This is a genomic window from Dyadobacter sp. CY356, from assembly GCF_021440195.1.
Classification (GTDB): domain Bacteria; phylum Bacteroidota; class Bacteroidia; order Cytophagales; family Spirosomataceae; genus Dyadobacter.
The window spans coordinates 42,676-56,712 of record NZ_JAJTSZ010000002.1; the positions used below are offsets into that span (position 1 = coordinate 42,676).

Below are 14,037 nucleotides of genomic sequence, written 5' to 3' on the forward strand. Positions count from 1 at the left end.
TTAGCTTATTTCCCTTTTTGAAGATACATAAAATCCTGCTGCTGACAGAAATACCAATGAGATCACAGCAATACTGACATACGAATCCCAAATTCCTGCATCCTGTCTATTGGTTGACAATGAAGGATATGAATATGGTAAGAACTCTATATATTTCCATGAAGAGGCTATTCCCGTTCCCACGGTTAAGCAAAATCCAATGACCATAGGAACTATAAAAGAACGGAAATTGAAACTGAGAAAAAATTGAAATCCAATAATCGCAGATGATGCCAGCATCATTTTTAATGACATCATCAGACTCTCTCCAAAAAAGCTCGGAGCGTAAAAACCAAATTCAGGCTTAATCAGGATGAGAAGATAGCCGAATAGCTGGACAAATAACGTTAGGCTGACAGCCGTGAGAATGTTTAGAAAGATGAATGACAGTAATTTGTATAAATAAACGGAGCTTTTGGAAACAGGAAGCGTATAAACCTGTTTCCACATGTTATTTGAGTGCTCAATGGAATTAATGAGCGACGCTTCAAGAATAATCGTCAGTGGTAACAGCAAACCTGCCCAAAATTTTTGCAGATGATAGATGTATCCTTTCCAAGGATTTATGCCAGGAACAACCAATTTATGCCCTTCTGAAATATATATGACAAAACTTAAAAAGGCAATAAATAACGGGAGTGCAACAGCCACGACAATGGCCAATGTATTTTTGAGCTTTTGCAGTTCTGCATAAAACCTCATGATTGGATTAAAGACGCTCTGAATCATTTGCTGTAAGATTAAAAAATAGTTCTTCTAAATTTTGACTTTTGGTTTCGAGCCTGTAGATATCCAGTTCGTTTCTAAAAAGGGTATTTGAAATAACCGCCGCATCATTTCTTTCCTTGATTGCTATTTCCAGCAAGCCGTTAGTTACCCGGACGGGAAAATGCTGTGCGATCAAACCCGCTGCCTTGCTATTGTCTGAGGTGTCTGCTATTAATAGCTTGGCATATTTGTCTCTGAGCTCAGAAGTTTTCCCCTGAAATACCAGCTTCCCTTCATTGAGGATCGCCAGATGGCTGCACAGCATCTCTACTTCATACAGCAGATGGCTTGAAATAAAAATAGTTTTACCAAAGTCATGGTTGAGCATTTTGATTAAATGTCTCATGTCACGGATTCCTGCCGGATCAAGACCATTTGTAGGTTCATCCAGAATTAACAGGTCCGGATCGGTGAGCAGCGCAGCAGCGATACCAAGCCTTTGCTTCATCCCCAATGAGTATTTGCTTACTTTTTTACTTCCATCATCAGTAAGCGAAACAATGCTAAGAAGCTGTTCTATTCTTTTTTTTGGCGTTGATGTAAGATTGCATAAAATGTGCAGATTATCGTATCCGCTCAGATGATTATACAATGCAGGATACTCAATTAGCGAGCCTGTATTTCTCAGAATTTCTATCCTGTGGGTCCGTATATCTTTCCCAAAAAGCATAATGCTTTTTTCAGGCACGTGAGCAAGGCCTAGCAAGGCCCTGATTGTTGTTGTTTTACCTGAGCCGTTAGGCCCCAGAAAGCCGAATATGCTTCCCTGCTGAACCGCAAGATCAATTCCGTTCAGAACAGGTTTACCTCCGAAATCGTACTTCAATGAGTTAGTCTCTATTATATTCATGAGACCAAGGTATGATCATAACCTATTCTTAAAAAGCTAATGGTGTGAATACTATGCGAGGTAATGCGAAGGCTATGAAAACTGATTTAAGCGTTTTTCAGAATGTCTAAAACGTGCGAAGACGGGTAAACATAACCAAGAGAACATTCTGGCCAGATCTGCCCTAGAGCTCATATCAATTTGTTTCTTGCCATTGCCAGCCAGCTTAGCTTTTCAAATGGTAGAATTTTAATGCTTGAATCTTGTGCTGCATTCACGATTTGAATATACTTTAACTGCCTACGCCAGTTTGGCTAACCGATCCAATGGCAATATTGCCCAGCGGCCACAGCGCCAGCTTTTATTTTAGCTAATGGCGGCCCTGGTAGCCATATAAGTAGTTAATTTTTGAAGCTTAATTCAAGTACCAACCGCACAGGTTGTCAGTCAGTGCAACGAAAGTTACAAAGCAAAAAATGACGGCTTCAAGGGTAGTCCGCTATTTACCGCGGCTTGGCGCCCCCGGCTTAATGCCGCTCCTTAAACCGCGGGCTACCCTTGCAGCCAAGGGGTAAATCCCGTCATTTTTTCTTTGAGTGGAGATAGCGATTGCTCTGAGCACAACGCCGGGCTAAGCTACTTTAAAGACTTTCAAATCATGAAAAATCTTGAAAACACTCCAAAAATTTATGTGGGAACTTACGGACAGTATAATGACGGATCGCTCTTTGGAAAATGGTTTGATCTTTCAGACTATTCTGATAATGAAGAGTTTTACAAAGACTGCTATGAATACCACCGAAACGAATTTCTCAGCGACGGCTGCCGGCCAGAGTTAATGTTCCTGGATTGGGAATACATTCCGGATTTTTTAATTTCCGAATGCAGTCTGCATTCGGAGACATTCAAGTACTTTGAACTGACTGATGAAATGAACCTGGAACGCGCAGAAGCATTTGAGATTTACTGTTCCAGCATCGTATCATGGCCTTCAAACGGAAATGATTTAGAAGAAACGCTACAAGGATTTGAAGAATCTTATCAAGGGACCTTTTCAGGATCGATGAAAGACCCTAAGCTTGAATTTACATATCAATATATCGAAGAGACAGGAATGCTGATAAATGCTCCTGACATACTTGTAAGGTATTTTGATTACGAAGCCTTTTCAAGGGACTTATTTCTGGAAGGGTATAGTGAATATGATGGTCATGTTTTCGCCGACTATTGAATTATCCTTCAAAGAGCCTGATAAGTCATACACTTTCAGGCTCTTTGAAGATAAATAGCATTAATTCCATCTGCGTTACAATAAAAAAGATTCTTTTCATTCCGACGGGATCTTATGGAACGGTCAATAAACTCCCTTTTCCTAGTTTTCCGGCTTGTTTAACTTTAAAGACAGTGGGATATGGAAGAGGAGCATAAGGAAAGCAAAGGAATGACACCGGAGAGGGTTGTTAAAATATTGGCAAGACATCATGAAATTATCACCGTCCAACAGGCAAAAAAGATGTTAGAAATGGTGAATTTACTTGCCGGAATCGCAGTAAATCAGTATCTTAGGAATACCAAAAGTTAGCTTTTTTTAAAGCTGCTGATTTAGAGTCGAATAATTATTACTTCATTAATCGATTTTTTTAAGATGAGAAAGGCATGTTTATATATCCGGGTCAGTACCGATGAGCAGGCTGACAAAGGTTACTCCCAAAGAGATCAGGAAGAAAGGCTCAGGCGGCACTGTCAATCGCAATCCATCGATATCGACGAAATTGTAATTGAAGATTACTCGGCCAAAACTTTTGAACGTCCCGCATGGAGACGCCTCCTTGCACATCTGAGAAAATCACGGCAGCCACGATTGGTTCTGTTTACAAAATGGGACCGTTTTAGCCGCAATACAGGTGATGCCTATCAGATGATCAGTCTGCTAGGCAAATTGGGAGCGGAACCACAGGCAATTGAACAGCCTTTGGACTTATCTATCCCTGAGAACAAAATGATGTTGGCAGTTTACCTGGCGGCACCCGAAGTAGAGAATGACCGCCGGGCATTGAATGTATTTCATGGAATGAGGCGTGCTAAAAAAGAAGGCCGCTGGATGGCCACAGCACCCATTGGTTACATCAATAGAGTAACACCAGAAGGGAAAAAGCATATTGCACCACATCCTGTTAATGCGCCAATTATGGTAGAAGTCTTCAAACAAATTGCTGCCGGAACTTATAACACCGAGCAGATTTGGAAGATGGCCAGACACAAGGGACTACGAAGTAGTAAAAATAACTTCTGGGTCGCGATCCGTAACCCCGTCTATTGCGGTAAAATATTTATTCCTCCCTACAAAGATGAGGCTGGCTTTTTTGTAAAGGGTGCTCATGAAACAATTATCTCGGAATCGATCTTTGACAGTGCGCAGCAGTCACTCGACGGTAGAAAACGTAATCCTAATCAAAAGCCCAAAGTTCGTTCACTGGATGACTTGCCTTTGCGTGGGTTTTTGAAATGCCCAAAGTGCAGCAGAATGCTCACCGGAAGTGCCTCCAGAGGAAATGGAGGGTATTATTACTATTACCATTGCTCGGCGGCCTGTAAGGTGCGGTTTAAAGCCCAACTAGCAAACGAAAGATTATTGCATGAGCTCAGGGAATTGATTCCTAGACCTGGTAGGATAGAAATATTCACCCAGGCCATCATGGACGACTTCAAGCAGAAAGTAAAACACCAGGAAACTGAGCGCAAACAGATACTTTCTGAACTGGATAGTATCAGCATTCGCATGCAAAGAGCCAGAATTATGAAGGTTGACGGCGATTTGGAAGAATCAGACTTTAAGATGATCAAAGAGCAATCAGCCAGCAAAACCGAGGAGCTGGAAAAGAAACTTAACAGTCTGCAAGGCAGGGATAAGGAAATTGGAGTTCTTCTTGAAAAAGCATTAAAAAACCTTTCAGGACTGGATTTACTTTATGAAAACGGCAATATTGAAGAAAAACGAAAGATTCTTGGTTCGATCTTCCCGGAAAAACTCACTTTTGATGGTGTGCAACATCGAACCACTCGAATTAATGAAGTGCTCAATCTTATCTATCAGAAAAACAGCGAGTTAAATGGAAATAAAAAAGGGACAAATCTGTTATTTTCAGATTTGTCCCATCAGGTGATCCCGCTGGGGTTCGAATTCGATCGCGAACCCGGCCAGGATCCATACATTAAAAGTGTATTGCTTTGTTATTATTTTAAAACAAAAAAGCCAAACCAATTAAGATTTGACTTTCTGGTGATCCCGCTGGGATTCGAATTCGATCGCGAACCCGGCCAGGATCCATACATTAAAAGTATATTGCTTTATTATTCTAAAATAAAAAAAGCCAAACCAATGAAGATTTGACTTCTGGTGATCCCGCTGGGATTCGAACCCAGGACCCATACATTAAAAGTGTATTGCTCTACCAGCTGAGCTACGGAATCGTTTGGCAATGTTGAAAAAAAGTGACTGCCATCTACTTTTTCTTACTCCGCTGGAATATTTTGAATTTTTAAAATCTCCGGACCGGCGTGAATCAAACTTTTGACGAACTGGTAACTTTTACATTACCGAATATTTTGTGTTAACATTTTGTAATGCCTATCACTGATATCGTGGTGCAAAAGTAGTATTTTAATCATTCAATCCAAATATGGCGGTGAATTATTTTTTGAGTTATTTTAAAGCTTATATTCAAATTGCTCTGTTTGAGATTATTGACGCGGATAACTTTTTGAAAAATTAAAAACTAAAAAGACGGAAGAGTTGATAAATAAGAAGAATTTCCCCTGGAATCTGTTGAATTGAATGGATTTTTGCAAAAATGCTGAACTTTTGTTTCTACTTAATTAGACCAGGAAATTAAGCAATGCACGAAGCTTATACGTTTGTAGTAAAATTAATTCAAATATCTTTGGACTGATGAGATATTACTGATTTCAATACCCCTTATATGAATTTAAAAACTACATACCTTTTTCTTCTTTTCGCTTCAATTTTGATCTCCTGTAATCAAAAACCGGAAAGTCCATTTCCTGTGCATTATAAAAGAATTGCCCTGACTGCCTATGCCTATCTGGAAAATGATTCTGTTCCAAAAAGGAAGGATTTTTATGTGTCATCATTTTGGCAAATTGATTCTCTTGGAAAATGTGAAATGATACGCAGGGATGGATTAGAAAAAGACCAGAAGTATTACGTCGACAATTTGCCGGATTCAACAATTCAACTTATAAATGGGCTCAATTTTTCAAAGCTTGATACATCGAATCTGCATTCGTCAACAAATGGAAAATATGACGGATATAAATATTGCCTGGCCATTTACAAAAGTGATGGTTCGGCAACTGAATACATCAATTTCATTCCACCGGCTTTGCATGGAGAACTGCTGAAATTATTCAATACCTTGTCCAAACTAATGGCCGAAGCAAATACAGTCGGAATGTTTCCTGCGAGTTATTATCAAAACATAAATTACATAAAGAAGAATTTATCTGATACCACGACAAGCAAATGATATTGGCGTATGGAACCTTTGATAATAGGCGAAGAAAAGGATAACAAAAATATATTCATCATAGGAAACGGTGTAATTGCGAAAGCATTGGCGGTTGCGCTTACAGTTAATGGTAAAAACGTTACCATACTCCGCGGAACGGTTGATAATGAATCTGTTTACTCAGAGAATATTCAGGTTGAAACCGGAGGCGAAATACTTGAAGCCGAAATATTGATCAGCTCAATCAGCAACTATCAAAAACTTGACGGAATAATATTGCTGACCAATAAATCATTCGGAAATCCGGCGCTTTCGGATAAACTCAAATCAAAAGCTAACCATTCTCCAATTGTGTTTCTGCAAAATGGTCTGCATATTGAAAACTGTTTTATCGATCAGCATTATTCTGAGTTATACCGTTGCGTACTGTTGGCAACCAGTCAGTCACTTTCAGATAACAGAGTAAGGTTTAAGCTGGTTGCTCCATCGCCGGTTGGCGTGATCAAAGGCTCTGAAAAAACACTTGACAACATAGTTGAGACGTTGAATACAGACATTTTTTCCTTCCGGTCAGAAGCGGATATACAAAATGTTATCTGGAAAAAGGTAATCAGTAACTGTGTTTTTAATTCGATTTGTCCTCTCCTGGAAACAGATAACGGTGTATTTCTACGTAATGAGGCAGTGCTGCAAATCGCCAAAACAGTCATCAGCGAATGTCTGGCTGTGGCACGGGAAAATGGAATTGATTTGACACAAGAAGAAGTTTTGCAAAATGTACTTTCTATCAGCAAAATGTCTGACGGACAGAAAATATCAACTTATCAGGACATTTTAAACAAACGGGAAACGGAGATTGATACACTAAATTTTGCCATCGCCAAGGCCGCTGCTTTAACGAATCAGCTGGAAGTTCCTGTCACAGCGTTATTGGGAGAATTAATAAAAATAATGTCTGAGTTATCAAGAATCTAGGCGCAAATGGATTCCCTCGCTCATCCTGCAAAAGCATACGCCCGTCAGCCTGTTTTCTACCCTCGTAAGGATTAATTTTCAGAGGTTTACGATCGGTTCTAGATTTGTCCTATCAAACAAAAACAAATAGACAAATCATGAAAAAAATCCTTTTATTGGTGTTAGGACTGGTAGCCGGTTCAGCATCGTTTGCAAATACCAACAACGATTCAAAATTGTCAGCGAAAACCTCGGTTGTAGAGAATGAAAAGGTGAAACTGGTTATCGCGCCTATGAATGCAAAAGCAAGACTTGAATTAATGGACAGTGAGGGTCATTTACTGTATTCAAGTCGTGTTAATCTGAGCCATGGAATTAAACAGGTTTTTGATGTTTCTCACCTTGAAAATGGTTTGTACCAGTTGTCACTTTCTGTGGGGGATGAGCAAACCGTAAAAACGATTGACATTACTGAAACTACAAGTCAGCAGGTGGTCACTTTTCAATAATGATTATTGATTTGGAACAACAACATTTTGGTGATCAGTAATTAATTACACAGCGGGGCTTTCATCATAAAACAGTTCATGGCAGCGAATCTAAGTTTCAGACAAAAATGGCAGGTGGCAATCCGCCTGCTGATTTTGTATTCTCCTTTGATGTTATACGTAAACCTGCCTGAATCATTCAGAACTCCCGGCAAGATCGTAGAAATTCTGCCTTTTATTCTTCTCTTTGAAACCGTTGTACTGTGTTTTTATTTTGTCTGTATCACCGCCACCGACTGGGTTCAGACGAAACTTCACCAGCGTTATGGCGAAGATTTTTTGCTTGATTTTAACTGGCTTGCGTTGATTTTGACCATGGTCATTTCGCTTACGCTTTCCTTGCTCTACTCCAAAGCTTTTCAGTGGACTTTGTATACCATTCTGAGTTTTATTTTCCAGGGCAAAGCCACGCAGTCTTTTATTGGGCCTCACGCCTTGTTTACGCCAGAGGTTCTAACCTATATGCACCGGACGAATACCGTATTTAACCAGGTAATCATGCTTTCGGCATTTTACCTGATTATCATGTCCCGATCCTACCAGCAGTTGAAAGATGTGCAGATTCGGGCAGAAAGATCAGAAAAAGAGGCTGCTTTAAGTCAGTTTGAGGCTTTAAAAAGCCAGATCAGCCCGCATTTTTTATTCAATAGTCTGAGTATTCTTACTTCCATGGTCCATGAGGATGCAGACTTATCAGAAAAATTTGTCAAACAGCTTTCCAAGGTATATCGCTACATTCTTGAACAGCGCGATCATGAACTTGTGTCACTGGAAACCGAGCTGGAATTTATAAAAGCGTATACATTTTTGCTTCAGATCCGTTTTGAAAATAAATTTGAAATACTTGTTGATATCAGTGCAGCTGATCAGAAACGGTATCAGATTCCACCACTTACTTTGCAATTACTGGTCGAAAATGCAGTTAAACATAACCGGATGTCTGTACAGGAGCCTTTGAAAGTGCATTTGTTCAGGGAAGCTGAATTTCTGGTCATACAAAATACCTGGCAGCCACGCGAACAGCCCGAAACCTCAACAGGGATTGGCCTGCCTAATATCATTAACCGTTATGCGCTCTTTACAGATCAGAAAGTACTTTCAGGACATCAGAATGATTTTTTTACTGTTAAAATCCCTTTGTTATCATGAACATTGTCATCATTGAAGATGAAGACCGCACGGCAAGGCAACTGGAAAGATTATTGAAAAAATATGATCCGTCAGTACAAATTCTTGTTCAGCTGCCATCCATAAAAACGGCTGTCGCATGGTTTAACCAGAATGCCAAGCCGGATCTGGTTTTCATGGATATTCACTTGGAAGACGGGTTGGTATTCAGCGTTTTCGAACAGATCCAACTGACCGTTCCGGTTATTTTCACAACGGCCTATGATGAATATATGCTGAAAGCTTTCAAGGTGAACAGTATTGATTACCTGCTGAAACCGATTGAATTTGACGAATTGACAGCTGCCATTGAAAAATTTAAAAATCTTCGTAACCAGCAAGTAACGCCTGATTTATCCGCGCTTCTGGCCTTGATACAAAAACCAAAAGTGCCTGCTTTTAAAGAGCGTTTTATGATCAATATTGGTACTAAAATTCATAGTATCGAAGCTACTAACATCGGTTACTTTTATTCCGAAGAAAAAGGGACATTCCTGATGACAAAAACGGGACAGCTTCTGCCGTTTGAACAAAGTCTTGATCAGATGATGCCATTATTAAACCCTGATCATTTTTTCAGAGTAAACAGACAATTCATTATAGCCAGAACTGCTATTCATGCGATTCACGCTTATTCTGCCGGAAAATTAAAGCTGGATTTATTACCGGTTTCACGCCACGAGGTTTTTGTAAGTACCAGAAGATTGGCGGAATTCAAGGATTGGCTGGGAAAGTAAATCCTGATACTTCAGTAAAATATTTTGTACTTGATGTTTTCGCTTTTCAGTTTTAAGCATTCCAAATCGTTTTCCGTCGACCACATTTGCCTTTTCACCGAAAAATGGCGTTGATTCAATTCGTGATCGCATACTTTTAAATCATCAAACAGAATTTAAAAATATACCTAAAACGATTGGATCATGAAAGCGAACATTGGAATCTCCGAAGAAAACAAAAGTGCTGTTGCAGCTCAGCTTGCCAAATTGCTGGCTGATGAATTTGTATTGTATACCAAAACCCGGAATGCACACTGGAATGTAGAGGGTGCAGACTTTCATGCCATGCATTTGTTTTTCGAAAGTCAGTATCAGCAGCTTGATGATGTGATGGATAGCGTAGCAGAACGTATACGCAAGATCGGGCACTATGCACCAGCGACGTTAACGCAACTTTTAAAACTGACCCACCTGACCGAAGCAACGGCAAATAAAAATGACAGCAACGGATTTTTGAAAGAACTACTTGAAGACCACGAAAGTATCATAGCCTTCATTCGTGGAAACATTAATCCTTTTGCAAACGAATATCATGACGCGGGAACCAGTGATTTTATTACCGGTCTTTTGGAGAAACATGAAGAAATGGCGTGGATGTTGCGCGCACATTTCGCCTGATTCACAATTGACCGTCCTATGTTATGAAACCTTTTGATTTACCTCTCAGCTACCAGCTAACGCCTGGTGTGCAGCGTTCATTTCAAAACCTGAAAAGCAGTCTGGGCAGACTTCCGGCGCTTTATGCAGTGATGGGTTATTCTCCCGCGGCCCTGGAAGGTTTCATGGCACTGGACGAAGCACTCAGCCGCGGGGTCTTTACCCGTAAGGAGCGCGAAGCTATCGCCATCATCGTTTCTCAGGTTAATGATTGTCAGTATTGCCTGGCCTGGCATACGGCAGAAGCATTAAAAACAGGATTAACCAGGGATGAAATCAAAGCAATCAGGCTGGATCAGGTTAAAGACCGCAAGTTAAATGCGATTGTGAAACTGGCTAAATCCATGGTGGAAAGCCAGGGACATCCGGAAGAATCTTTACAACTACGGTTTTATATGGCTGGATTTCAGGAGTCTGGTGCTGTCGAACTTGCGGGCCTTGTATCGCTCTGGATTTTCTCAAATTATCTTTACGCTTTAACGCCGGTTGCGATAGACTTTCCATTACCGGATCTTGATTGAAGCCGGGTAATATCTGGATTCCTGAATCGCAGTTATACAACAAAAAGACCAATCTTTACATCAACAATTTTACCACGAAACCGCTGTACTTTCCAGCGGTTTTTTTGGTGTATTCAGGTTTGCGTTATGATTCCTGTTCGGATGTCGGGCGTTTTGTTCCAAATTTGATAACTTAGCTTTCATAATCTAACTTATTGGATCAAATAATCTGATAAAAGCTACTCGCCCGACTCGATGAAATGTTTAATTGTTGATGACAACCTGATTGCGCGTGCGACGCTGAGCCAGCTGGCTACGCATGTTTCCGATCTGACTGTGGTCGGTGAATGCTGTGATGCCATGGAGGCTTATCAATATCTTCAAAATAACCAGGTGGATATTTTGTTTCTGGATATTGAAATGCCAGAAATGACCGGACTTGAACTAACCAGAACCCTGAATAATAATGGGATGGTTATTATTTTTACAACATCAAAAAAGGAGTATGCCGTGGAAGCCTTCGAGTTGAACGTGGCTGATTATCTGATAAAACCCTTCACACCTGCCAGGTTTTTACAGGCTGTCGGAAAGGCGCGCGAGATATTGGCCAGTAAGAATGACAAGATTCAGCAGATCAATGATGAGTTCATTTTTATCCGGGATTCCAATGTCATGCGCAGGCTGAAATTTGATGATATTTTGTATGCAGAAGCCATGGGAGATTATGTCAAATTTTACACCACCCAGACTTTTTACGCCATACACGGGACATTAAAATCGGCAGAGGAAAGGCTTCCAGCTGCAAAATTTATACGGGTCCACCGGTCTTACATTGTGGCTGTGAGCAAAATTGATACATTTCAGGAAGGCGGATTGGTGGTAGGCGGGAAATATGTGCCGGTGGCTGATGCTTACCGCAAAACACTCAATACACGGATCAATATTTTCTGATCTTCTGTTGTCCGAATTTTCGGCGACTGATTTTGCCTGTTCGGCGATTTGCGGTATGTAGTTTCATCTTTTCGGAGCTATTTTGTTGCAGAACATTGCCTTTATCAACATGAATATGGCCAACAAATATTTTGTTTATTATATCCTGTCTGCATTTATCGCCGCTGCGGTGGTTTTGATGGTCGTAAGATATAATTCCTCTGAAAACCTGACCTCCCTGCAAAACGGAAATGATCAGCTGCTCAGGGAACTGGTCATCAGCAACCATCTGCGCACCATAGACCGGGATTTGCTGGGTGTGGAAAGCCGTATCCGTGCGGCCATTGCCACGGGTGATACTTCGCACCTGGAAGGTGTAGACCAGAAAATAATTGAGGTGAACGGGTTTCTTGATACGCTGAAATCGCGAAATCATGATGCCAAAACGATGCAATATCTGGACAGGCTGGAAGTGCTTGCCAGTGAAAAGATACGCATCAAACATCATTTAATGGCCAGGTTTCTCAGGACCGGCGAAATGAACGATACCAGTCTGATCGCCAATCCGCGGGCCAGAATGATTTCAAATGAGATCATGGTTGCGACGCATCAGATTTATGACAGCCGGCAAAAAACGATGCGGGCCCTGAGTGAACGTATCGGAGAGGGGGGAAGAAAAGCGCGGCTATTTGGGAATATTTACATTACGCTGCTGCTCATCAGCTTCGCGGGTGGCTGCTGGTTTATTATCAGCCAGTTCCGAAAACAGAACGAGCTGATTTCAAAACTCGATATATCTGAAAAAACCGCAAGAGAGGCCTTGCAGATTAAGGAAAATTTCCTGGCCAACATGAGCCATGAAATACGGACGCCGCTCAATTCGATACTAGGTTTTACCAATCTTTTGAAAAGAAAAAAACTGGATGCCGACAGCACTGAGTTTGTGAATTCGATTCAGTCGGCCGGAGAAAATCTGCTGGCGATTATTAATGATATCCTCGATCTTTCCAAAATCGAAGCGGGGATGATGCGCATTGTTGTGAACCCTTTCAGCGTGCGGGGACTGATTCATTCTATCGAGACACTATTTGGTGAAAGAGTCAAAGAAAAGGGTCTGACTTTAACCAGCCGGATCGATGCAGATATACCGGACACGCTTATCGGTGACGCCACACGGCTGACGCAAATCCTGGTGAATCTGATTGGTAACGCTTTGAAATTCAGTGAGAAGGGCGTGATTTTAGTGGATGTGCAGGCCAGGGAATTTTCAGAAGATAGGATCCATCTCGGCTTCACGGTATCCGACCGCGGAATCGGGATTGGTAAGGAAAAACTGGAAAGTATTTTTGAGCGGTTCAGTCAGGCGGAAGATTCTATCACCCGGAATTATGGCGGAACGGGACTAGGTTTGTCCATTGTCAAAAACCTGATCACGCTGCAAAACGGCGAAATCGAAGTGAAAAGTGAAGCAGGAAAGGGAACATCCTTTACATTTTTTATTCCTTATCAAATTGCCCCGGAACAAATTACTGTGTCGCCAACACCGGATCTGAACAGCCTTAAAAACAGCATGGACGGGTCCGTGAAAATTCTGGTTGTGGATGATAATATAATGAACCAAAGCCTGATGAAACATCTGCTGACCCAGTGGAATACCTCATTTGACATCGTTTCCAGCGGGGCATCAGCCATAGATTATTTGAAACAAAAACATTATGATCTGGTTTTGATGGATATTCAGATGCCGGAAATGGATGGTTATACGGCCGCGGAAATTATTCGGGAGGATCTAGGTTTGCAATTGCCGATCATCGCCATGACGGCTCATGCCATGGCTGGCGAAAGGGAAAAATCCCTGAGCCACAGTATGAACGAATACATTTCCAAGCCAATCAACGAAAGGGATCTTTTCGAAATGATCCGCAAATTTGTGCCTGGTATCAATAATCCTGTTCAATCTGAAAATCGGATGGGAAACACAACAGGACACCAGTATATTGATCTTCGAGGGATGAAGGAGATCAGCCGCGGCAATGTTGATTATGAAAAAATTGTCATCGGCCAGTTTATTGATTGTATTCCGAAAGATCTTGATAATCTTCAAAAGGCTCTGGATCAGCAGGATTTAGCCAAATTGAGCAATATTGCGCATAATATGAAAACAAGTATCGGCATTATGGGGCTGACTCCCGTTTTAGAAAACCATCTGGATAAACTGGAAGAATCAGATGCTGGCTCTGATGATTTGCAAAATTGTATTTATACCGTTCAAGATATTTGCAACCACGCTGTCCTGGAAGCAAAACAGGTTTTCAGCAAACTGACAACCTGACAAAAAAT

Annotated in this window: 14 protein-coding genes and 1 tRNA gene; 12 read left to right on the forward strand and 3 right to left on the reverse strand. The window is 41.1% G+C overall.

Annotated elements, in window-relative coordinates:
• Positions 1–768 (reverse strand): ABC transporter permease, encoded by a 768-nt coding sequence (locus LXL81_RS06300; RefSeq protein WP_234645878.1) that lies wholly within the window; start codon positions 766–768, stop codon positions 1–3.
• Positions 749–1,657: an ABC transporter ATP-binding protein gene (locus tag LXL81_RS06305; RefSeq protein ID WP_234645879.1), complete on the reverse strand. Its 909-nt coding sequence runs from the start codon at positions 1,655–1,657 to the stop codon at positions 749–751. Before LXL81_RS06305 ends, LXL81_RS06300 begins: the two co-directional genes overlap by 20 nt.
• A 637-nt stretch (positions 1,658–2,294) precedes the next feature.
• On the opposite strand from LXL81_RS06305, the gene LXL81_RS06310 reads away from it, so the two are divergent.
• The 3 genes from LXL81_RS06310 to LXL81_RS06320 all read left to right on the forward strand — a co-directional run bounded on the left by LXL81_RS06310 (position 2,295) and on the right by LXL81_RS06320 (position 5,027).
• Entirely contained in the window at positions 2,295–2,867 is a 573-nt protein-coding gene (locus tag LXL81_RS06310) for an antirestriction protein ArdA (protein WP_234645880.1), read from the forward strand.
• A 180-nt stretch (positions 2,868–3,047) separates the two neighbouring features.
• The gene (locus LXL81_RS06315) at positions 3,048–3,218 is read left to right on the forward strand and encodes a hypothetical protein (RefSeq protein WP_234645881.1); all 171 of its coding nucleotides are present in this window, start codon (positions 3,048–3,050) and stop codon (positions 3,216–3,218) included.
• Positions 3,219–3,281: 63 nt separating this feature from the next.
• On the forward strand, positions 3,282–5,027 hold the full coding sequence (locus LXL81_RS06320) for a recombinase family protein (protein ID WP_234645882.1): 1,746 nt from the start codon (positions 3,282–3,284) through the stop codon (positions 5,025–5,027).
• A gap of 4 nt (positions 5,028–5,031) precedes the next feature.
• Here LXL81_RS06320 and LXL81_RS06325 read toward each other — a convergent pair.
• A tRNA-Lys gene (locus LXL81_RS06325) sits at positions 5,032–5,107 on the reverse strand.
• A 509-nt stretch (positions 5,108–5,616) separates the two neighbouring features.
• On the opposite strand from LXL81_RS06325, the gene LXL81_RS06330 reads away from it, so the two are divergent.
• The 9 genes from LXL81_RS06330 to LXL81_RS06370 all read left to right on the forward strand — a co-directional run bounded on the left by LXL81_RS06330 (position 5,617) and on the right by LXL81_RS06370 (position 14,029).
• Positions 5,617–6,183, forward strand: a complete 567-nt coding sequence (locus LXL81_RS06330) for a hypothetical protein (RefSeq protein WP_234645883.1) — start codon at positions 5,617–5,619, stop codon at positions 6,181–6,183.
• 9 nt (positions 6,184–6,192) lie between these two features.
• Positions 6,193–7,140: a ketopantoate reductase family protein gene (locus LXL81_RS06335; RefSeq protein ID WP_234645884.1), complete on the forward strand. Its 948-nt coding sequence runs from the start codon at positions 6,193–6,195 to the stop codon at positions 7,138–7,140.
• A 137-nt stretch (positions 7,141–7,277) separates the two neighbouring features.
• Positions 7,278–7,628: a hypothetical protein gene (locus LXL81_RS06340; RefSeq protein WP_234645885.1), complete on the forward strand. Its 351-nt coding sequence runs from the start codon at positions 7,278–7,280 to the stop codon at positions 7,626–7,628.
• A 78-nt stretch (positions 7,629–7,706) separates the two neighbouring features.
• Positions 7,707–8,816, forward strand: coding sequence for a sensor histidine kinase (locus LXL81_RS06345; protein ID WP_234645886.1), 1,110 nt, complete (start codon positions 7,707–7,709; stop codon positions 8,814–8,816).
• On the forward strand, positions 8,813–9,571 hold the full coding sequence (locus LXL81_RS06350) for a LytTR family DNA-binding domain-containing protein (protein WP_234645887.1): 759 nt from the start codon (positions 8,813–8,815) through the stop codon (positions 9,569–9,571). The genes LXL81_RS06345 and LXL81_RS06350 overlap by 4 nt, the downstream gene beginning before the upstream one ends.
• Before the next feature lie 183 nt (positions 9,572–9,754).
• Positions 9,755–10,228 (forward strand): Dps family protein, encoded by a 474-nt coding sequence (locus LXL81_RS06355; protein WP_234645888.1) that lies wholly within the window; start codon positions 9,755–9,757, stop codon positions 10,226–10,228.
• A 23-nt stretch (positions 10,229–10,251) separates the two neighbouring features.
• The gene (locus LXL81_RS06360; protein WP_234645889.1) at positions 10,252–10,788 is read left to right on the forward strand and encodes a carboxymuconolactone decarboxylase family protein; all 537 of its coding nucleotides are present in this window, start codon (positions 10,252–10,254) and stop codon (positions 10,786–10,788) included.
• 234 nt (positions 10,789–11,022) lie between these two features.
• Positions 11,023–11,718 (forward strand): LytTR family DNA-binding domain-containing protein, encoded by a 696-nt coding sequence (locus LXL81_RS06365; protein WP_234645890.1) that lies wholly within the window; start codon positions 11,023–11,025, stop codon positions 11,716–11,718.
• 115 nt (positions 11,719–11,833) lie between these two features.
• On the forward strand, positions 11,834–14,029 hold the full coding sequence (locus LXL81_RS06370; protein WP_234645891.1) for a hybrid sensor histidine kinase/response regulator: 2,196 nt from the start codon (positions 11,834–11,836) through the stop codon (positions 14,027–14,029).
• The last annotated feature ends 8 nt before the right edge of the window (positions 14,030–14,037 follow it).